Origin of the sequence: Pseudomonas sp. URMO17WK12:I9, from assembly GCF_900230165.1 — a bacterium.
GTDB lineage: Bacteria > Pseudomonadota > Gammaproteobacteria > Pseudomonadales > Pseudomonadaceae > Aquipseudomonas > Aquipseudomonas fulva.
The window spans coordinates 18,127-38,995 of record NZ_OCMQ01000002.1; the positions used below are offsets into that span (position 1 = coordinate 18,127).

The 20,869-nt window shown below is 63.1% G+C and carries 19 protein-coding genes; 8 read left to right on the top strand and 11 right to left on the bottom strand.

Annotation, left to right across the window (positions count from 1 at the left end):
- Positions 1-67 precede the first annotated feature (67 nt).
- The 8 genes from CRP40_RS04745 to CRP40_RS04780 all read right to left on the bottom strand — a co-directional run bounded on the left by CRP40_RS04745 (position 68) and on the right by CRP40_RS04780 (position 9,378).
- Complete coding sequence (locus tag CRP40_RS04745) at positions 68-886, bottom strand: phosphoglycolate phosphatase (protein WP_027913641.1); 819 nt, start codon at positions 884-886, stop codon at positions 68-70.
- Positions 883-1,557: a ribulose-phosphate 3-epimerase gene (gene rpe / locus CRP40_RS04750; RefSeq protein ID WP_027913640.1), complete on the bottom strand. Its 675-nt coding sequence runs from the start codon at positions 1,555-1,557 to the stop codon at positions 883-885. Before rpe ends, CRP40_RS04745 begins: the two co-directional genes overlap by 4 nt.
- 154 nt (positions 1,558-1,711) lie before the next feature.
- Complete coding sequence (locus CRP40_RS04755; RefSeq protein ID WP_023532438.1) at positions 1,712-2,539, bottom strand: ABC transporter permease; 828 nt, start codon at positions 2,537-2,539, stop codon at positions 1,712-1,714.
- 11 nt (positions 2,540-2,550) lie between these two features.
- On the bottom strand, positions 2,551-3,798 hold the full coding sequence (locus CRP40_RS04760) for an ABC transporter permease (RefSeq protein ID WP_027913639.1): 1,248 nt from the start codon (positions 3,796-3,798) through the stop codon (positions 2,551-2,553).
- A gap of 60 nt (positions 3,799-3,858) precedes the next feature.
- The gene (locus tag CRP40_RS04765; RefSeq protein WP_023532618.1) at positions 3,859-4,893 is read right to left on the bottom strand and encodes an ABC transporter substrate-binding protein; all 1,035 of its coding nucleotides are present in this window, start codon (positions 4,891-4,893) and stop codon (positions 3,859-3,861) included.
- A 40-nt stretch (positions 4,894-4,933) separates the two neighbouring features.
- Positions 4,934-6,058 (bottom strand): ABC transporter ATP-binding protein, encoded by a 1,125-nt coding sequence (locus tag CRP40_RS04770; protein ID WP_027913638.1) that lies wholly within the window; start codon positions 6,056-6,058, stop codon positions 4,934-4,936.
- 291 nt (positions 6,059-6,349) lie between these two features.
- Positions 6,350-6,979, bottom strand: a complete 630-nt coding sequence (locus CRP40_RS04775) for a response regulator transcription factor (protein ID WP_027913637.1) — start codon at positions 6,977-6,979, stop codon at positions 6,350-6,352.
- Positions 6,976-9,378 (bottom strand): sensor histidine kinase, encoded by a 2,403-nt coding sequence (locus CRP40_RS04780; RefSeq protein ID WP_027913636.1) that lies wholly within the window; start codon positions 9,376-9,378, stop codon positions 6,976-6,978. Before CRP40_RS04780 ends, CRP40_RS04775 begins: the two co-directional genes overlap by 4 nt.
- A 95-nt stretch (positions 9,379-9,473) precedes the next feature.
- On the opposite strand from CRP40_RS04780, the gene CRP40_RS04785 reads away from it, so the two are divergent.
- Positions 9,474-10,472 (top strand): alpha/beta hydrolase family protein, encoded by a 999-nt coding sequence (locus tag CRP40_RS04785; RefSeq protein WP_027913635.1) that lies wholly within the window; start codon positions 9,474-9,476, stop codon positions 10,470-10,472.
- 42 nt (positions 10,473-10,514) lie between these two features.
- Here CRP40_RS04785 and djlA read toward each other — a convergent pair whose 3' ends face one another.
- From djlA to CRP40_RS04800, 3 genes are read right to left on the bottom strand one after another with little or no spacing between them, the layout of a single operon-like run.
- On the bottom strand, positions 10,515-11,282 hold the full coding sequence (gene djlA / locus CRP40_RS04790) for a co-chaperone DjlA (protein ID WP_027913634.1): 768 nt from the start codon (positions 11,280-11,282) through the stop codon (positions 10,515-10,517).
- Position 11,283: 1 nt separating this feature from the next.
- Positions 11,284-11,955 (bottom strand): N-acetylmuramate alpha-1-phosphate uridylyltransferase MurU, encoded by a 672-nt coding sequence (gene murU / locus CRP40_RS04795; protein ID WP_027913633.1) that lies wholly within the window; start codon positions 11,953-11,955, stop codon positions 11,284-11,286.
- Positions 11,952-12,971 (bottom strand): phosphotransferase, encoded by a 1,020-nt coding sequence (locus tag CRP40_RS04800; RefSeq protein ID WP_027913632.1) that lies wholly within the window; start codon positions 12,969-12,971, stop codon positions 11,952-11,954. Before CRP40_RS04800 ends, murU begins: the two co-directional genes overlap by 4 nt.
- A 130-nt stretch (positions 12,972-13,101) precedes the next feature.
- On the opposite strand from CRP40_RS04800, the gene CRP40_RS04805 reads away from it, so the two are divergent.
- The 7 genes from CRP40_RS04805 to glpE all read left to right on the top strand — a co-directional run bounded on the left by CRP40_RS04805 (position 13,102) and on the right by glpE (position 20,757).
- On the top strand, positions 13,102-15,912 hold the full coding sequence (locus CRP40_RS04805; protein ID WP_027913631.1) for an LPS-assembly protein LptD: 2,811 nt from the start codon (positions 13,102-13,104) through the stop codon (positions 15,910-15,912).
- The gene (surA, locus tag CRP40_RS04810) at positions 15,887-17,212 is read left to right on the top strand and encodes a peptidylprolyl isomerase SurA (protein ID WP_088523757.1); all 1,326 of its coding nucleotides are present in this window, start codon (positions 15,887-15,889) and stop codon (positions 17,210-17,212) included. Before CRP40_RS04805 ends, surA begins: the two co-directional genes overlap by 26 nt.
- On the top strand, positions 17,209-18,198 hold the full coding sequence (gene pdxA / locus CRP40_RS04815) for a 4-hydroxythreonine-4-phosphate dehydrogenase PdxA (protein WP_027913629.1): 990 nt from the start codon (positions 17,209-17,211) through the stop codon (positions 18,196-18,198). The genes surA and pdxA overlap by 4 nt, the downstream gene beginning before the upstream one ends.
- Positions 18,195-18,995 carry a 16S rRNA (adenine(1518)-N(6)/adenine(1519)-N(6))-dimethyltransferase RsmA gene (rsmA, locus tag CRP40_RS04820; protein ID WP_027913628.1) on the top strand — a complete coding sequence of 267 codons (801 nt, stop codon included), beginning with the start codon at positions 18,195-18,197 and terminating at the stop codon, positions 18,993-18,995. Before pdxA ends, rsmA begins: the two co-directional genes overlap by 4 nt.
- Before the next feature lie 171 nt (positions 18,996-19,166).
- Positions 19,167-19,547, top strand: a complete 381-nt coding sequence (apaG, locus tag CRP40_RS04825; protein ID WP_023532682.1) for a Co2+/Mg2+ efflux protein ApaG — start codon at positions 19,167-19,169, stop codon at positions 19,545-19,547.
- Positions 19,547-20,431 carry a symmetrical bis(5'-nucleosyl)-tetraphosphatase gene (locus CRP40_RS04830; protein ID WP_027913627.1) on the top strand — a complete coding sequence of 295 codons (885 nt, stop codon included), beginning with the start codon at positions 19,547-19,549 and terminating at the stop codon, positions 20,429-20,431. The genes apaG and CRP40_RS04830 overlap by 1 nt, the downstream gene beginning before the upstream one ends.
- Positions 20,428-20,757, top strand: coding sequence for a thiosulfate sulfurtransferase GlpE (glpE, locus tag CRP40_RS04835; protein ID WP_023532468.1), 330 nt, complete (start codon positions 20,428-20,430; stop codon positions 20,755-20,757). Before CRP40_RS04830 ends, glpE begins: the two co-directional genes overlap by 4 nt.
- Positions 20,758-20,869: the final 112 nt, after the last annotated feature.

A 20,869-nucleotide genomic window follows, 5' to 3' on the forward strand; every position in this document is an offset into this window, starting at 1 on the left:
GTAGCCTCGTGGCAAACAGCGTTGGTTCGGGCAAACGGATGGGCCGGCATGCGCCGGCAGGCAGGCGTCAGGCGCGCCAACGCCATCGGGCCAGGGCCTTGATGACTTTCATCCAGAATTTGCCGGTAACCGCCACGTTGGACCCTTTTTGGTCTGAGGCTTGAAGGTCCGCCAACGTTATCCCAGTGGCAGGGTCTACGCAACCGGGCAACAAAGCCCGCAGGTCATCGATCACGAGGCTGGGCGACTCTTCTTCGATAGGCCGCCCATGATTGTAGCCATAGGTCAGCCCAACGCATTGCACGCCAGCTGCCTTGGCTGCCAGCACATCGCTACGCGAATCGCCGACGAACAACGCTTGCTGCGGCGTCACGCCGGCCATCTGCATCACGAACAGCAACGCTGCTGGGTCCGGTTTCTTCTGCGCCAGGGTGTCTCCGCCGATGATCCAGCGGAAATAGCTGCCCAGCTTCATCTGGTCCAGCAAAGGCCCCACGAAGCGCTCCGGCTTATTGGTGATCAAGGCCATTTCCACGCCCCGCTTGCGCAGCCAGCGCAAGGTGTCCTGCACACCTGGGTACACGACCGTCAGGTCGTGGCTTTCGGCGTAGGCGTCCATGAACAGCGCCAAGGCCTGCTCGGCCAGGGCATCGTCCACTCCAGCGTGGTCGATGTCACCCGCCAGCGCACGACGTACCAGCACCTGCGCGCCATTGCCTACCCACTGGCGCACGGCATCGAGGCCCGCGGCGGGTCGGCCGAGTTCGAGCAGCATGCGGTCCACCGCTGCGGCCAGGTCCGGGACGGAGTCGACCAAGGTGCCATCCAGGTCGAACATCACCAGCCTGGGCAGCGCTCCTGGGAACAGCTGCTCGAAGCCGCTCATGGGCGGGCCTGTGCCAGTTCGCTGCGCATCTGGGCAATGACCTGCTGGTAGTCAGGGGCGTTGAAGATCGCCGACCCGGCCACGAACGTATCGGCACCGGCGGCGGCGATCTCGCGGATGTTGTTCACGTTGACGCCACCGTCGATTTCCAGACGAATGTCGCGGCCGCTGGCGTCGATCAGCGCGCGCGCTTCACGTAGCTTGTCGAGCGTGCCCGGAATGAACTTCTGACCACCGAAGCCTGGGTTGACGCTCATCAGCAGCACCATGTCGACCTTGTCCATCACGTATTTCAGGACGTCCAGACTGGTGGCCGGGTTGAACACCAGGCCGGCCTTGCAGCCGCCGTCCTTGATCAGTTGCAACGAACGGTCGATGTGCTGGGTCGCTTCGGGATGGAAGGTGATGTAGGTGGCGCCGGCCTCGATGAAGTCGCCGATGATACGGTCAACAGGGCTGACCATCAGGTGCACGTCGATCGGTGCGGTCACGCCGTACTTGCGCAGTGCGGAGCAGACCATGGGACCAATGGTCAGATTGGGTACGTAGTGGTTGTCCATCACGTCGAAGTGGACGATATCGGCGCCTGCGGCCAGGACATTATCGACTTCCTCGCCCAGACGGGCGAAGTCGGCGGAAAGAATGGAGGGAGCAATAGCGTAGGGCTGCATGGCGCACCTGTTGGGCAGAATCACGGTGGCGCGCATTGTAACTCAGGCAACGGGGTGAAGGCTGATTGGTATCAACGCGTGGCGAGCAGCGGTTGCAACAGGCGCTGGCTTGTCTGCCGCCACAAGGGCTGACAAGCCAGCGCAGACAGCGCTGTCAGGCCGGTTGCTGGGTCCGCAGCTTCTCGCTGCGCCCCCGCAGCCATTCCAAGGTCAGCAGCAGCACCACCGAAAAACCGATCAGCAGGGTTGCCGCAGCCGCGATGGTCGGGCTCAGGTTCTCGCGAATGCCACTGAACATCTGCCGTGGCAGGGTCGCCTGCTCTGGCCCGGCCAGGAACAAGGTCACCACCACCTCGTCGAAGGATGTGGCGAACGCAAACAAGGCCCCGGAAATCACCCCTGGTGCGATCAGCGGCAAGGTCACCCTGCGAAACGCCAGCAGCGGCGAAGCACCCAGGCTGGCAGCCGCGCGCACCAGGTTGTAGTTGAAGCCTTGCAGCGTCGCCGACACGGTGATGATGACAAACGGGACACCCAACACCGCGTGCACCAGAATCAACGAGGTGAAACTGTTGCCAAGGCCCAGAGGCGCGAAGAACAGGTAGCTGGCCACGCCAATGATCACCACCGGCACCACCATCGGTGATATCACCAGGGCCATTACCAGGGACTTACCGGGGAAGTCACCGCGGGTCAGCCCGATGGCCGCCAGCGTTCCGAAGACCATGGCCAGCACGGTCGCCGCCGGAGCTACGATGATGCTGTTCTTCAAGGCCCGCATCCACTCGGCCGAGCCGAAGAAGTCCTGGTACCACTGCAGCGAGAAGCCTTGCAGGGGGTAGACCAGGAAGCTGCCGCTGTTGAACGACAGGGGCACGATCACCAGCACCGGCAAGATCAGAAACAGCAATATCAGGCCGCAGAGAATGCGCAGGCTGTAGAACCAGACCCGCTCGATGGGCGACATGTAAGGGCTCAGCATGACAAGGCTCCTCAGCTCAGGCGCAGGCGGCTGGCGCCGACCAGCCAGCTATAGATCAGGTACAGCAGCACGGTGGCCAGCAGCAGCAGACCGCCCAGCGCGGTGGCCATGCCCCAGTTGATGCTGGTGTTGGTGTAGAACGCCACGAAATAACTGACCATCTGGTCGTTCGGGCTGCCAAGCAGCGCCGGGGTGATGTAGTAGCCGATGGCCAGAATGAACACCAGCAAGCACCCTGCCCCTACCCCGGCATAGGTCTGCGGGAAGTACACCCGCCAGAAGCTCGCGAAGGGATGGCAGCCCAGCGAGATGGCCGCGCGCATGTAGCTCGGGGAGATGCCTTTCATCACGCTGTACAACGGCAGGATCATGAACGGCAGCAGGATGTGCACCATCGAGATGTACACGCCGGTACGGTTGAAGACCAGCTCCAGCGGCTGATCGATGATGCCCATGGCCATCAGCGCGCTGTTGATCAGCCCGCCTGACTGCAGCAGCACGATCCAGGCTGCCACCCGTACCAGAATCGAGGTCCAGAACGGCAGCAAAACCAGGATCATCAACAGGTTGCTCTGGCGTGTCGGCAGGTTGGCCAGCAGGTAAGCCAGCGGATAGGCCAGCACCAGGCAGATGGCGGTGATCACCACACCCATCCACAGGGTGCGGGTGAAAATGTCCAGGTAGATGGCCTGGTCCGGCGTGGCCTTGGCCAACTCGCCCAGGTCGTCGATGCGGTGGTCCAGCGACGCCAGCAAATAGAAGGGTGTCAGGGTACTGGTATTGCGGCGAATCGCCTGCCAATAGGCAGGGTCGCCCCAGCGCTCGTCCAGCGCCTGCAAGCCGTCCTTGTAGGAGGCAGGCTCGGTCTTGAAGGGCAGCGCCCGCGCGGTCTTGGCCAACAGGCTGCGGTAGCCGGCCAGCTCCATGTTCAAGCGCTTGGACAGGTCACCCAGGGTCTGGTTCTTGCGCGATTCGGCCAAGTCCTGGCTCAACGCCTGGTAGACGTCCTCGCCCGGCAAGCCCTTGCCATCCCACTGTGTAATGATATCGACCGTGCGCGGCAAGCCGGCGACCACTTCCGGGTTACCGACGCTCTTGTACAACAGGGCTGCGATCGGCACCAGAAACACCAGCAGCAAAAACAGCGCCAGGGGCGCGATCAGCGCCTGGGCCTTCCAGCGGTTGACCCGCTCGGCGTGTTTAAGGCGCTGTTTGAGATTGGGACCGGCGCCTTCGTTGAGGGGCACTGCAATGGCCATGGCGAACTCCACGATACACACTGAAAGAGGGGCCGCAGCGCAGCCCCTTGCACTGGACGTTTACTTCTTCGCCGCCCAGGCGTTGAAACGTTGCTCCAGCTGCTCGCTGTTGTCCGCCCAGAACGCCACGTCGATCTGCACCTGGTTGGCGATGTTCTCAGGCGTGGTCGGCATGTCTTTCTTGACCTCTTCGGACAGCAGGTCGACCGCCTTGCTGTTGGCCGGGCCATAGGCGATGTTTTCGGAATAGATCTTCTGCTGTTCAGGCTGCACGCTGAAGGCGATGAATTTTTTCGCCTCGTCGCTGTTCTTGGCGCCCTTGGGAATGGCCCAGGCATCGAAGTCATAGATGCCGCCGTTCCACACCACCTTCAGGTTGCTCTCCTTCTGCACCGCAGCGATGCGCCCGTTGTAGGCCGAACTCATGACCACGTCGCCCGAGGCAAGGTACTGCGGCGGCTGGGCGCCGGCTTCCCACCACTGGATGCTCGGCTTGAGCTGGTCGAGCTTCTTGAAGGCGCGGTCCACGCCCTCTTTGGTGCCCAGCACCTTGTACACGTCCTTGGGCGCCACACCATCGGCCATCAAAGCGAATTCCAGGGTGTACTTGGCACCTTTGCGCAGGCCGCGTTTGCCTGGGAATTTCTCGGTGTCCCAGAAATCAGCCCAGCTGCTCGGGGCGGTCTTGAGCTTGTCGGCGTTGTAGGCCAGCACCGTCGACCAAACGAAGAAGCCGACACCACAAGGCTGAATCGCGCCTGGCACGTAGTCGGCCTCATTGCCAAACAGCGCCGGGTCGAGCTCTTCGAACATGCCCTCGTCGCAGCCTCGGGCCAGTTCGGGTGATTCCACCTCCACCAGGTTCCAGGAGACGCTCTTGGTGTCGACCATGGCCTTGACCTTGGCCATTTCACCGTTGTACTCACCAGCGACGATCTTGCCCTTGCCGGCCTTTTCCCACGGCTCGTAGAACGCCTTGACCTGGGCGGCCTTGTTGGCGCCGCCGAACGAGACCACGGTCAGGTCCGCAGCCATGCTCTGGCCAGCGGCGAACAGCCCCAGGGCCAGGGCGGTCAGTTTCAACTGCTTGCGCATTATTATTCTCTCCACAGTTCAGGGTTGGTGCTGCAAACCATCAATGGGCTTCGGTGATCGGATCCAGTGCACGGGCGTGTTCCACTTCCCAACCCAGTGGCACCACATCGCCCACGGCCAAGGCCGGGTCGAGTTCGGCGATGGGCTGCTTCACGAAGAAGTCGGCCTTGCCACACACTTCAAGGCGAACGCGCACGTGGTCGCCCAGGTAGATGAATTCGGCCACACGGCCGGAAAAGCGGTTGGCGCAGTGCTCACTGTGGCCGTTGAGCCGTACCCGCTCCGGGCGGATCGACAGGGTCACCGCTTCGCCTGGCTGGCCCACGTTGACCGCCAAGGCTTCGACCCGCTCGCCGCGCGCCAGCTGCACCTGGCAGCGGTTACCGTCATGGCTCAGCAAGGTGCCGTTGAGGCGGTTGTTCTCACCGATGAAGTTGGCGACGAACGTGTTGCTGGGCGCCTCATACAAGGTGCGCGGATCGGCAATCTGCTGAATTTCCCCTTGGTGGAACACCGCCACCCGATCGGACATGGTCAGCGCTTCGCCCTGATCGTGGGTCACGTACACCACGGTCACGCCCAGGCGCTGGTGGATGTGCTTGATCTCCATCTGCATGTGTTCGCGCAGTTGCTTGTCCAGCGCGCCCAGTGGCTCGTCCATCAACACCAGCTGCGGCTCGAACACCAGCGCCCGCGCCAGGGCCACGCGCTGTTGCTGCCCACCGGACAATTGGCCCGGATAGCGCTTGGCGAAGCTGTCGAGCTGAACCATGTTCAATACCCGTTTGACTCGCTCGGTGATATCGGTCTTGCTCAGGTTGCGCACGGTCAGCGGAAAGGCGAGGTTCTCGGCCACGGTCATGTGCGGGAACAAGGCGTAGTTCTGGAACACCATGCCGATATCGCGCTTGTGCGGGGGCACATTGTTGATGGAGCGACCGGCCAGCTGAATTTCCCCGGCTGTGGGGGTTTCGAAGCCGGCCAGCATCATCAGGCTGGTGGTCTTGCCGGACCCGGAAGGCCCTAGCAGGGTGAGGAACTCGCCCTTGCGGATGTCGAGGTTGAGGTTCTTGACGATCAGCGACTCGCCGTCGTAGCTCTTCTGCACACCACGGAAGCTGACCAGCGTTTCGCCGGTGGCAGCGTTCGACTTCGCCTCACTCATGCCTGCACCTTATTGTTGGATGACTGCGTGAGGCAAAGCGTAGAAGAGCCGCATCCCCCCGGAAATCGGGCGCCCAGAGAGAATGCCATCGTCCGGATGGAAGATTTGTTGTAGGGAACGCCCTACAAGCATGGCGCTTTCAGAACACAAGCCCACACAGTTTGAGGCGTTCGACCGTCAGTCCTTGAGCGCACGACCGCGCCCATGCAAGCGCCGGCGCTGCGTGCGTGCCGGCAGCCTTGGTCTACGCACCGGCTCACGACAGCGATGGCACGGCCCTGAATGTCGCAATCAGATCAGCTTGTGCTCCATCGCATACTTGACCAGCTCGGCCAGCGAATTCACTTTCAGCTTCTGCATCAAGCGCGCCTTGTGGGTGCTGATGGTCTTGCTCGATAACGCCAGTTGCTGGGCGATGTCATTGACGTTGGCGCCCTGGGCCAGGCGTTCGAACACCGAAAATTCTCGTTCCGACAGCAAGGTGTGCAACGGCCTGGATTCGGTCAGGCCCACTTCGAAGACCATGCGGTCGGCCAGCGCCGGATCGATGTAACGCCCGCCCCCAGCTACCCGACGTATCGCCGCCAGCAACAAGGCCGGGTCGCTGTCCTTGGTCGCGTACCCAGCCGCGCCGGCCTTCAGGGCGCGGGCCGCCATCTGCGCCTCATCGTGCATCGACAGCATCAGGATCGCAGGCGCATCGTGCAGGGCACGGATGCGCGGGATCGCTTCCAGGCCACTCACGCCCGGCATAGAAATATCCAGCAGCACCACGTCACACCGGATGTGCCGCAGGCTATCGAGCAACTGCTCGCCGTTTGCGGCTTCCCCTACCACCTGCATGTCCTTCGCCAGCCCGATCAACTGCTTGATCCCCTCCCGGACAATGGTGTGGTCCTCGGCCACCAGCACTCGAATCACGTTCGCTCCTCCTGCTCTAGGGCAATGGCTACGCTCAAGCGCGTGCCGTCGCCGGGCTCACTGTGCAGCACCATGCTGCCGCCCATCATCAATACCCGCTCGCGCATCCCGACCAGGCCAAAGGAGCTGGGGCGCGGCTGGTCGGGGCAGAAACCCTGCCCGTCATCACTGACCGTCATGCGCAAATGCCCGGCCTCGCGCACCAGCTCGATTTCCACGCTGTGCGCCTGGGCGTGGCGCATCACATTGGTGAGCGCTTCCTGAAGGATACGGAAAAGGCCCGTTGCCCGGGCGTCGCTCAATGCCGGCAGCTGGTCAGGAACCTGCACCAGGCAAGGAATCTGGGTGCGCGCCTCGAAGCGTCGGGCTTGCCACTCGATGGCCGAGGCAATCCCCGCATCCAGAATGGGCGGGCGCAGCGCGGTGGCGACATCGCGTACCAGCTGAAACAGCTGGCTGATCAGGCGCTTCATGGTCGTCAGCCGCTCATTGAGGCCGGGGTCCAGTTCGGCAAAGGCCAGTTCGCACATGGACACTTCGAGTTTGAGCACGGTCAGCATCTGGCCCAACTCATCGTGCACCTCGCGGGCGATTCGGGCTTTTTCCTCCTCGCGCACGCTTTCCAGGTGCGCCGAAAGTTCGCGCAGTTGCTCCTGGGAACGGGCCAGGGCCTGCTCGGCGCGCTTGCCCTGGGTGATGTCCCAGACCACCCCATCCCAGACCAGTTGGCCATTACCCAGGCGCCGGGTGCTGGCCTTGATGTCGGCCCAGCGTTGCTCGCCCTGACGCGTCAGGATGCGCCCCTGCCAGGCCCAGTCCTGCTCATTGGCCAGCGCCAGGTCCTGCACCCGGTGATAATCGGCGCGGTCGTCGGGGTGCACCAGGTTGCGCAGCCCCATCTGTGGGTGCTGGATCTCGCCAGGCGTATAACCCACCAATGCCTCACTCCCCTCGCTGACATAGGGAAATTCAAGCCCCTTTTCAGCCGGGTCCCGCTCCAGGCGAAACACCAACCCTGGCACGTTGCCAGCGATTCCCTTGAGGCGTGCCTCGCTTTCGCGCAAGGCAGCCGTGGCGCGATGGCGCTCGGTGACATCAGCCATGTACACCACCAGGTATTCCGCATCGCGAAATCGCAGGAAACTTAATGACAGCTCCACCGGCAGCAGGCAACCGTCAGCACGCAGGCATTGAGTTTCGAACTGCCCGGCACCGCTGTCGCCTGAACGCGCGCCTTTCCACAGGTCCAGCCAGCGTTCCATGCTCAGCGAGGGTTCGAAGTCTCCCAAAGGCCTTTCCAGCAAGGCGCCTTCGCCATAGCCCAGCATGCGCTCAGCGGCCGGGTTGGCATAGCGCACATGGCTGTCCCAATTGACCCACAGAATACCCACGGTGCTCTGATCGATGGCGAACTGACTCAGGCGCGAGGCTTCATCGCGCGCATGCCGCTCTACCAGTCGCTCACGGGTGGCCAACAGGCTGCGCTCCAGCTGACTCTGCTGGCGGCGCTGCCATACCAAGGTGATCAATGCGCAGATCAGCAACAGCCCCAGCAACAAGGCCAGGTTTTGCCAGAACCCTGGCGACTCGCTGATCCTGGAGTACCTGGGCTGCAACCAGCGCTGATGCAACTGTTCCAGTTCCTTGGCCGGCAATGCCTGCAAGCCACGCTCCAACACCTCGGCCAACCGTGGCCAGTCTGGCCGAGAACCCATGCGCAGCAGTTGCGGCAGGCCGATATCCCCCACGACCGCCAGTTCGCTGAACTCGCTTTCACGGGACAGGCGACTCAGTTGGGCCTCGTCCAGGACGGCATAGCTGGCCTGCCCTCCGACCACCAGTTGCAAGGCTTCACGGTCGTTCGGCACTCCCTGCAGGTTCAGGTTGCCGTAGTTGGCACGCAGGTAGTTGGCCAGTGCCCCTGGCATGCGCACGGCCACGCGCTGGGCTGCGTCCAGTTTCTCCAGCTCAACGCCCAGCGCCGCGTTGCGTGGCCCAACGATCAGCTGCGGCACGCGCATGTAGGGGTCGCTGAACAACCACAGGCGCAACGTGGCCGGTGTCTGAGTCAAGCCTGGTGCGAAGTCGATCTCCCCTGCCTGCAAGGCCCGTTCGAGACTGGCCTGGTCTGGATAATGGCGCCACGTGAGGTCCAGATGCAGCACTTTGGCCAGGCTGCTTACCAGCTCCACGTTAGCGCCGTACAGTTGCTGCAGGCGGCGGTCGAACTGGGCATAGGGGGCTTGCAGTACCAACCCAACGCGCAGGCTGCGGTGGGTGTCGAGCCACTGTTGCTGCGTCGGCTCCAGCGCGACCTCTGGCACCGCCTCAGGCCTTGCCACGGCCATCAGCGGCAGCCACAGGCAGCCGATCATCAACAGGCGATGCAATCGCTTCATCTACACGTTCGTCCACACAGGGGCGGCCATCGACCGTGGCCGTAACGGGCAAATACCATTACGCTGCCGGTATCATTCTTGCCTTGGGTTGAGACATGTTCACACTCTATCGCACGACGCTGGCAATGTGCTGCCTGGTCTCGCTCCTTCCTGTGGCTGCGCTGGCTGACGACGCACCGGCGACCCCGCCTGAGAAAGCGCCGGCAGCCACCGAAGCTGCGCCCTCGCGCCCGCCCCTGATCGAGCGCAGCCAGGAGGACGCCCAGGCACTCGAGCGCCGCGTGCCCAAGGCCGAGCAGCAAACCCTGCAAGCCGGTACTGACAGTTTCCTTGCGTTGTGGAAGGCCGCCAACGACAGCGACCCACAGGGCGCGGTGATCATCGTGCCGGGTGCTGGCGAAACGGCAGACTGGCCCAACGCCGTGGGCCCGCTGCGCCAGAAATTTCCGGATGTGGGCTGGCACAGCCTGAGCGTGAGCCTGCCTGACCTGCTGCTCGACAGCCCATTGGCACGTGTGGAAACCAAGCCCGCCACCGCGCCTGCTCAGGCCGATGGGCAAACGGCGCCTGCCAAGGACGAACCTGCCGACGCCAACGCCAACGTGGCGCAAGCCACCGCTGCCGAGCCCGAAGCGGCTCAAGGCACCGACGCCGAAGCTGCCAGCCAGCAGGCCGACCCTGCCGATGCCGAGCGCATTTTCGCCCGCCTGGACGCCGCCGTCGCGTTCGCCCAGCAACACAATGCTCGCAGTATCGTGTTGATCGGTCATGGCAGCGGCGCCTACTGGGCAGCCCGTTACCTGAGCGAAAAGCAGCCGCCAGAGGTGCAGAAGCTGGTCATGGTGGCCGCCCAGACCCCTGCCCGTGTCGAGCATGACCTGGAAAGCCTGACGCCTACCCTGAAAGTGCCCACGGCCGACATCTACTACGTGACCCGCAGCGCAGACCGTAACGCTGCGATGCAGCGCCTGCAGGCCAGCAAGCGGCAGAAAGACAGTCAATACCGCCAGTTGTCCCTGATCGCCATGCCGGGCAATCAGGCCGCCGACCAGGAACAGTTGTTTCGTCGCGTGCGGGGCTGGATGCAGCCCTGATTTCGCAGGCAGGGCAGGATCACTGCCGGCGCTCGGTGCCGGCTAGAGATCCCGGCGCTTACGGATCAGCGCGTAGGCCTGGTGCAGCTCGCGAGTTCGCTCGGTGGCTTCGCGCAGCTGCGCCTCGCTGGCGCCAGTGCCGGCCAGCTTGTCCGGGTGATGACGACTGACCAGTCGGCGATAAGCCTGTTTGACAAGTGCGCCGTCGGTATCGGTGTCCACGCCAAGCAGGCGCATCGCTGCCGCATAGGTCATGCCGACCCCTGCCATGCCAGCCGTTCGACGAGGTTCGTACTCCTGGGACATGGCCTGCACCTGGCGCCGGCTCATGCCCAGTTTGTGTCCCCAGTCCAGCAGCAGCTCACGCTCCTTGTTGCCCATCTTGCCGTCGGCCCAGACCATGCGCCAGCTGGCGCGCAAGGTGCCTTCGGCCGCATGAGGCTGCTGGCGGATCCGGCGCAGATAGCTGCCCAACCGTTCCTTGCCACCCTTGCCCCGATTGAAAGCATCGATCGCCCGCAACCTGGCCGCTTCATCCAGGTTCAGCCGGGCCATTTCCTGCCGAGCCTGCTGGATATGCTGCTCGACCACACGCCCATCGCTTTTGGCCAGGCGCCCCAGCAGCACAAACAGCAACTCTTCGTCCCTTGGCGCCGGACGCCCGCCTAACCGCTCGCGCACATCGTCCCAGCCTTGCAGGCGCAGGTGACGGTCCATCATCTGCCCCAGCAGTGCACCGAGCAGGGCACCCGGAATGCTGGCGATGGCAAACCCTGCCCCAGCCCCGATCAACGTGCCTGGCCACCACATCTCAGCGCTGCTCGCCCAGCAGACGCTCGGCCTCGGCCAGGCGCTCGACGGTACCCACATCGACCCAGTGCCCGGCAAAATGCTCACCGCTCACCTGGCCGCTGGCCATGGCCTGGCGCAGCAAGGGCGCCAACTTGAAGGCGCCAGGTGTGCAGCCTTCGAACAACGCCGGATGCAACACCGAGATACCGCTGAAGGTCAACGTGCCGGGTGCACCGTCCCCATCGACCACCTGAGTGCCGGCCAGGCGAAAATCGCCTAGGCCGTGATGCCCGGGGTTGTCCACCAGCACCAGGTGAGCCAACCCTTGCAGCGGCGCCTGTAGATGGGAGAAATCGTACTCGGTCCAGATATCACCGTTGATCAGCAGGAACGGCGCATCTCCCAGCAAGGGCAAGGCCTTGAAAATACCGCCTCCGGTCTCCAGCGGCTCGCCTTCCGGGGAATAGGCGATACGCAGGCCGTAACGGCTGCCATCGCCCAGGTGGTCCTCGATCTGCTGACCCAGCCAGGCGTGGTTGATCACCACGTCGGTGACCCCTGTCGCCGCAAGCGCCATCAGGTGGTATTCGATCAGCGGGCGCCCCGCCAGCGGTATCAGCGGCTTGGGCGTGTGCAGGGTCAGCGGGCGCATGCGCTCGCCTTTGCCTGCTGCCAGAATCATCGCCTTCATGCACGCGCTCCTGCTTGCAGGCCAGCGATCAGCTCGCCCAGCTCGGCAAGCTCCGGCCGCCGGCCGATCACTTCTTCTATATAGGCGAAGAAGCGCGGTACGTCGGCCAGATAACGCGGTTTGCCATCACGGTGGCAGATACGGGCGAAGATACCGATCACCTTCAGGTGGCGCTGTACCCCCATCAAGTCGCTGGCACGCTGGAAGGCTTCGAACGTGGCCTGCACTGGAACACCGGCGGCCTTGGCCTTGTGCCAATAGTCGTGCAGCCAACCTTCGACCCTCGCTTGCGGCCAACTGAGGAACGCATCCTTGAACAGGCAGGTGATGTCGTAGGTGACCGGGCCGTAAACGGCATCCTGGAAATCCAGCACGCCGGGGTTAGGGTCGCTCTGCATCAGGTTGCGCGGCATGAAATCGCGGTGTACCAGCACCTGCGGCTGGGCCAGGGCGCTGTCGATCAGCAACTGGCTGCATCGCTGCCACGCCGCTGCCTGCGCCTCGTCGAACGCCAGGCCAAGCGCATGCTTCACGTACCACTGGGGGAACAGTTCCACCTCCCGGCGCAGCAGTGCTTCGTCATAGCGGGGCAACGGTGCATCCATGGGCAGCGCCTGCAAGGCCAGCAGGGCATCGATGGCATCGGCGAACAGGGCATCGGCATTGTCGGCGTCGATGACGTCCAGGTAGGTCTGGCGGCCCAGGTCGCCCAGCAACAGGAAACCGCGTTCAAGGTCCTGGCCATGGATCAGCGGCACATGCACACCACCACCGGCAAGCAGGTGATCGATGGCGACGAACGGTCGGCAATCTTCCTGTGGCGGCGGTGCATCCATGATCACGAAACTGTGCCCTGCGCCTTCCCAGCGAAAATAACGGCGAAAGCTCGCATCGCTGCTGGCAGGCGTCAGGCTGCCGGCCGGCACCGGGCCCCAGGCCTGGCGCAGGAAAAGGTCTTGGAGTTGCTGGTCGAGCCACGCGGACAGTTGCTGCAGGCGTACATCGTGTTCAGGCATTACAAGGGTCTCCGACGGCCCTAGCCGTCAAGCGGGTCATGCTTTATTATCCAGCATCTTTTTCAGACCATCGAGAGGCGTGCGGCCCCACACGCGGGCAGATGGCACGCAGGAAGCCCGGACTAATAAGATGGCATTGAAATCCCCCGCGTTTCGTAGAAAGTTTCCGTTGCTCGTCACCGGCAGTCTGCTGGCCCTGCAACCTCTGGCCATGTCGCACGTCATGGCAGCCGAACAATTCGACTGCCAAGTGTCCGCCTCCGGTGGTTGGGACTGCAAGCCCAAAACCGCCGTCACCAACCTGCCACCGCGCCCGGTGCACGAGGGTGCCGCCGCTGCTGGCGGTACCGGCACCGAAGCGACGGGTGAAGCCGAGGCCGACCGGCCGATGCTGGTCACCGAGGCCAAGGGCCGTGGGCTGAAGTCGCGCAGCGAGGACTACAGCCACCTGGACTGGGTCCCGCGTGACAAGCTGACCGCCGCGCAGCTGGCCGAAACCGGCCCGTACTGCGGCGGTGCCTATGTCGAGCCGCTGCGCCCCGGCATGGCGGACACCACGCCCAAGGACGAGTCGCCGACCTACATCAACGCCAAGGTATCCAAGTACCAACAGGAGCAGCAGATTGCGACCCTGGCCGGTGACGTGGTCATGCGCCAGGGCAGCATGCAGGCCCAGGCCGACGAGGCCAACCTGTATCAGGCCGAGAACCGTGGCGAGCTCAAGGGCAACGTCAAGATCCGTGACAACGGCTCGCTGGTCGTCGGTGACCAGGCGCAGATCCAGCTCGACACCGGCGAAGCCCAGGTCGACAACGCCGAATACGTGATGCACAAGTCGCACATTCGCGGCAGTGCCCTGTACGCCAAGCGCGGTGAGAACGCCATCATCCGCCTCAAGGACGGTACGTACACCACCTGCGAACCGGGCAGCAACGCCTGGCAGCTCAAGGGCAACAACATCACCCTCAACCCGGCCACCGGGTTCGGCACTGCCACCAACGTCACGCTGCGGGTCAAGGATTTCCCGGTGTTCTACACACCGTACATCTACTTCCCGATCGACGACCGCCGCCAGTCCGGCTTCCTGCCGCCGTCGTTCAGCACCAGCAGCGACACTGGCTTCATGCTGGTCACCCCGTACTACTTCAACCTGGCGCCCAACTACGACGCCACGTTGTACCCGCGCTACATGACCAAGCGTGGCCTGTTGATGGAAGGCGAGTTCCGCTACCTGACGCCTTCGAGCGAAGGCCAGTTCGGCGGCGCCTACCTCAACGACAAGAGCGACGAGCGCAAGGACCAGACCGACTACAAAGACCAGCGCTACATGGTCAACTGGCAGCACAAGGGTGGCCTGAACGAGCGCCTGATGACCGAGGTGAACTACACCGACATCAGCGACCCGTTCTACTTCCAGGACCTTGAGTCGGACCAGATCGGCGTCGAGAACAAGGACTTCCTCGATCAGCAGGGCGCCCTGACCTATCGCGGCGACAGCTACACCGCGCGGTTGAACGTGCATGCCTACGAGGCAGCGACCATCTCGCAGATCACGCCTTACGACCGCCTGCCGCAGATCACCCTCAACGGTGTGCTGCCGTACCAGCCGGGCGGCCTGACCATGGCCTACGAAACCGAAGCGGCGCGCTTCGATCGTGACCTGAAGAACGGCCCGGTGTTCGACAAGGACGGTAATCTGGATCTCACCGCTGGCGCCGACGGTCGTCGTCTGGACCAGAACATCCAGGGTATCGAACGGGCCAACGGCACGCGCCTCAACGTGGCGCCATCGATCAGCTACCCCATGCAGGCCAGCTATGGCTACCTGACGCCGAAGCTGAAGTATGCCTACACCCAGTACGATCTTGACCTCGATAGCCAAGGCAAGGCTGACGCTGTTCGCCTTGCCAACGCCAACCCTGGTGCCTATGGCAGCTACAGCAGCTCGGTCAACCGCAGCGTCCCGATCTTCAGCGTGGACAGCGGCCTGTACTTCGACCGCAACACCTCGCTGTTCGGCAACAACTACAAGCAGACCCTCGAGCCGCGCCTGTACTACCTGAACGTTCCCTACAAGGATCAGAAGGACATCCCGCTGTTCGACACCGGTGAGACGCTGTTCAGCTATGACTCGCTGTTCCGTGACAACCGCTTCAGCGGTAGCGACCGCATCGGCGACGAGAACAAGCTCTCGCTGGGCGTGACCACCCGCTGGATCGAAGACAATGGCTTCGAGCGCCAGAACTTCAGCATCGGCCAGGCCTACTACTTCAAGGACCGCAAGGTCCAGTTGCCGGGCCTCGACTACCGTGACCGCCAGGACTCGCAGTCGGACGTCTCGCCGTACGCGCTGGTGTACAACTACTACTTCAACCGCGACTGGCGCTTCAATTCGGACTTCAACTGGGACCCGGACAGTCACAGCACCCGCTCGGGCAGTGCAATGTTCCACTACCAGCCTGAAGACAACCCGAACAAGATCGTCAACCTCGGTTATCGCTACCGTAACGACACCATCGCCTACGACTCGGCCACCGGTACGTGGAAAGTGGGTGGTGGCGACTACGGCACCCCGGGTAGCCCGAACTACATCAAGGACTACTACAAGATCCAGCAGCACGACTTCTCGGTCATCTGGCCGATCGTCCCGCAGTGGAGCGTCATCGCTCGCTGGCAGCATGACTACAACCGTAACCGCACCCTGGAAGCCATGGGCGGTTTCGAGTACGACAACTGCTGCTGGAAGCTGCGCTTGATCAACCGTTACTGGCTCGACTTCGACGACTTCAGCCAGGCACTGCCGCAGAACGAAAAAGGCGACCATGGTGTATTCCTGCAGGTCGTTCTCAAGGGCCTCGGCGGCGTCGTTGGCAACAAGGTCGAATCCTTCCTCGGCCAAGGCATTCAAGGTTACCGTGAACGTGAAGAACAAGCTTATTGATCGACTGCGCCCAGTGCTGCTGGGCGTCGCTTTGCTGAGTGGCGCGGTGCATGCCGCGGTGCAACCGCTTGATCGGGTGGTGGCCATCGTCGACAACGACGTGGTCATGCAAAGCCAACTGGACCAGCGCGTGCGGGAAGTTCAGCAGACCATCGCCAAGCGCGGCGGCAGCGTGCCGCCCAGCGGCGCCCTGCAGCAGCAGGTGCTGGAACGCCTGATCGTCGAAAACCTGCAGCTGCAGATCGGCGAGCGCTCGGGCATCCGCATCACCGACGAGGAGCTGAACCAGGCGATCGGCACCATTGCCCAGCGCAACGGCATGTCCATCGACCAGTTCCGCGCGGCCCTGGCCCATGACGGCCTGTCGTTCGACGATGCTCGCGAGCAGGTCAAGCGCGAGATGATCATCAGCCGCGTGCGTCAACGCCGGGTGGCCGAGCGCATCCAGGTGTCGGAGCAGGAAGTGAAGAACTTCCTGAATTCGGACATGGGCAAGATGCAGATGTCCGAAGAATACCGCCTGGCCAACATCCTGATCCCAACCCCGGAAGCGGCCAACTCCAGCGACATCCAGAAGGCTGCGCGCAAAGTGGGCGATGTCTACCAGCAGCTCAAGCAAGGTGCGGACTTCGGTCAGATGGCAATCGCCAACTCGGCCAGTGAGAACGCGCTCGAAGGCGGCGAGATGGGCTGGCGCAAAGCTGGTCAACTGCCTCCGGACTTTGCCAAGATGCTGAGCAGCATGCCGGTGGGTGAAATTACCCAGCCCATTCGCATCCCCAACGGCTTCATCATCCTCAAGCTTGAGGAAAAGCGTGGTGGCAGCGAGAACGTGCTGCGCGACGAGGTGCACGTGCGCCACATCCTGATCAAGCCAAGTGAAGTGCGCAGCGAAGCCGCCACTCAGCAACTGGCTGAAAAGATCTACGAGCGCATCGAAAACGGTGAAGACTTTGCCACCCTGGCCAAGAGCTTCTCGGAAGATCCGGGCTCGGCGCTCAACGGCGGTGACCTCAACTGGGTAGACCCGAACACCCTGGTGCCGGAGTTCCGCGAGCAGATGGCCAACGCCCAGCAAGGCGTGGTGACCAAGCCGTTCAAGACCCAATATGGCTGGCACGTGATGGAAGTGCTGGGCCGCCGCGCTACCGACAGCACCGAACAGGCCCGTGAACAGCAAGCCCTGAGTGTGCTGCGCAACCGCAAGTACGACGAAGAGCTGCAGACCTGGCTGCGCCAGATCCGCGACGAAGCCTACGTTGAAATCAAGCTGCCTGGCGCTGACCAGGCTGCTCAGTGAAGCCCCTGCGCTTCGCCGTCACACCCGGCGAGCCGGCGGGGATAGGGCCTGACCTATGCCTGCTGCTCGCTGCCGACGCCCAGCCCCACCCTCTGATTGCCATCTCCAGCCGTGACCTGCTCGCCGAGCGGGCCACCCAGCTGGGGCTGGACGTTAGCTTGCTGTCTGTCATGCCAGGGCAATGGCCGAGCCAACCGGCACCCGCCGGCAGCCTGTATGTGTGGGACACGCCGCTGTCTGCCCCAGTGGTGGCTGGTCAGCTGGACCAGGCCAATGCGCCATTCGTGTTGCAGACCTTGACCCGTGCCGGACAAGGCTGCCTGGACGGCCATTTCGACGGCATGATCACAGCGCCCGTGCACAAGGGCGTCATCAATGAAAGCGGTATTCCTTTTTCGGGGCATACCGAATTTCTGGCTGAGCTGACCCATACCGCCCAAGTGGTAATGATGCTGGCCACCCACGGCCTGCGCGTCGCCCTGGTCACCACCCACCTGCCGCTGCGTGACATCGCCGAGGCCATTACTGCCGAGCGCATCGAGCGCGTGACACGCATTCTGCATGCCGACATGCGCGACAAATTCGGCATCGCCAACCCTCGCATCCTGGTATGCGGCCTGAACCCCCATGCGGGCGAAGGTGGCCATCTGGGCCGCGAGGAAATCGACATCATCGAGCCTACCCTGACCCGTCTACGTGCCGAAGGCATGGACCTGCGCGGGCCACTGCCGGCCGATACCCTGTTTACCCCCAAATATCTGGAGCACTGCGACGCGGTGCTGGCGATGTACCACGACCAAGGGCTCCCCGTCCTCAAGTACAAGGGCTTCGGCGCTGCGGTCAATGTCACGCTGGGCCTGCCGATCATCCGTACCTCGGTTGATCATGGCACGGCCCTGGACCTGGCCGGCACCGGCAAGGTCGATACCGGCAGCCTGCGCGTTGCCCTGGACACCGCCTACCAGATGGCCGAGAACCGACCATGAACGAGCAATACCAACACCGGGCGCGCAAGCGTTTCGGGCAGAACTTCCTGCACGATGCAGGCATCATCGACCGCATCCTGCGTGCCATCAATGCCAAGCCAGGCGAGCATTTGCTTGAAATCGGCCCGGGCCAGGGCGCATTGACCGAAGGCCTGCTGGGCAGCGGCGCGCAACTGGATGTAGTGGAGCTGGACAAGGACCTGGTGCCGATCCTGCAGCACAAGTTTGCAGGCAACGGCAATTTCCGCCTGCACCAAGGCGACGCCCTGAAGTTCGACTTCAACCAGCTGGGGGTACCGGCACGTAGCCTCAAGGTGGTGGGCAACCTGCCCTACAACATCTCCACCCCGCTGATCTTCCACCTGCTCAGCCACGCCGACCTGATCCGCGACATGCACTTCATGCTGCAGAAGGAAGTGGTCGAGCGCATGGCCGCAGGGCCTGGGGGCGGTGATTGGGGTCGGCTGTCGATCATGGTCCAGTACCACTGCCGCGTCGAACACTTGTTCAACGTAGGGCCCGGCGCGTTCAACCCGCCGCCGAAAGTGGACTCGGCCATCGTCCGGCTGGTGCCGCACGACGTGCTGCCTCATCCGGCCAAGGACCCGCAGTTGCTTGAGCGGGTGGTGCGCGATGCGTTCAACCAACGTCGCAAGACCCTGCGCAATACCCTTAAAGGCTTGCTCGACAGCGCCGCCATCGAGGCCGCTGGGGTGGATGGTAGCCTGCGCCCCGAGCAACTGGACCTGGCGGCTTTCGTGCGCCTGGCCGACCAGTTGGCTGATCAGACGGCCTGACCGTCCCCCTGCCCCGCTGAACGCAGTCAGCACCTGCAAGCAGATCGCCGCCCCGATGCCCGGCGCCTGCTTGCGGGTCAGTCCGCCAGCGCACGTGCCCATCGCGCCGCTGGCCCTCTCCCCTCCCTATGGCCTAGACTGCATCATTGCGTCAGTTCCCAAGGCCCTTGCATGACCGACCCTCGCTATCAGATCGACGTCAGCGTCGTGACCCGTTACCTCAAAGAACAATCCGACCCCGAGAGCAGCCGTTTCGCTTTCGCCTATACCATCACCATCCATAACCATGGCTCGCTCAAAGCCAGGCTGCTGTCCCGGCACTGGCTGATCACCAACGGTGATGGTGAGGTCGAAGAGGTGCAAGGCTCTGGCGTGGTTGGTCAACAACCTACGATCGAGCCGGGCCAGAGCCACACCTACAGCAGTGGCGCCGTCATCACCACCCGCGTGGGAACCATGCAGGGGAGCTACGAGATGTTCGCCGAAGACGGCAAGCGCTTCGACGCACAGATCGCGCCGTTCCGCCTGGCAGTACCTGGGGCGCTGCACTGATGGCCACGTACGCCGTCGGTGACTTGCAAGGTTGCCTGCAGCCGCTCAAATGCCTGCTTGAACGTGTGCGCTTCGACCCGGCGGTGGATCAGCTGTGGCTGGTTGGCGACCTGGTGAACCGTGGGCCTGAGTCGCTCGAGACGCTGCGCTACCTGTATTCGATTCGCCAGTCGCTGACCTGCGTGCTGGGCAACCATGATCTGCACTTGCTTGCGGCCTGGCGCAACGTCGAACGCCTCAAGAAGAGCGACACGCTGCGTGAAATCATCGAGGCACCTGACGCCGACCAACTGCTCGACTGGCTGCGCCAGCAAAAGCTGCTGCATTACGATGAACCGCGCGGCATCGCCTTGGTACACGCGGGCATTCCGCCGCAATGGACACTGGGCAAAGCCCTGGAGCTGGCTGGCGAAGTCGAACAAGTACTGCGCGATGACAGCCGTCTGCCGCTGTACCTGGACGGCATGTATGGCAACGAGCCCGCCAAGTGGAGCAAGAACTTGGCGGGTGTCGCACGCCTGCGGGTCATTACCAATTACCTGACGCGCATGCGCTTCTGCACCGCAGAAGGCAAACTCGAATTCAAGAGCAAGGAAGGGCTGGACAGCGCACCCAAAGGGTACAAGCCCTGGTTCGCCCACAAAGGCCGGCGTTCTCGCCACGTGACGATCATATTCGGGCATTGGGCCGCCTTGCAGGGCCAGGTCAAGGAACCCGGCGTCATCGCGCTGGACACTGGCTGCGTATGGGGCGGGTCCATGACCTTGTACAACGTCGATAACGGCCAGTACCACCATTGCGATTGTGCCGATGACGGCACACTGCGCCCTGCGGCGCCAACTTCAACCCTCAACGATCAACCCGGAACAGAGCCAACCCCATGAGCGAATTCAAGCGCATCCCCCCCGAACAGGCCCTGGCCCTGCGTGCGCAAGGTGCCGTCGTGGTCGACATTCGTGACCCGCAGGCTTACGCAGCAGGTCACATCACCGGTGCCCGCCACCTGGACAACCATTCGGTCGCCGACTTCATTCGCAATGCCGACCTGGACGCACCGACGCTGGTCGTCTGCTACCACGGCAATTCGAGCCAAAGCGCGGCTGCCTACCTGGTAGGGCAAGGCTTTTCCGACGTCTACAGCGTCGATGGTGGCTTTGAGCTGTGGCGCTCCACCTACCCTGCCGAAACCGCCCAAGGCACTGAAGAATAAATTTTTCATCGTCACTGCAGCCCGCGCCATGTGCGGGCTTGAGACCGTTCTGACGAACGGTCGCTGGCAACTTCCGTCACCCACGCCCTTGACCTTGCCGATTACCAACTAT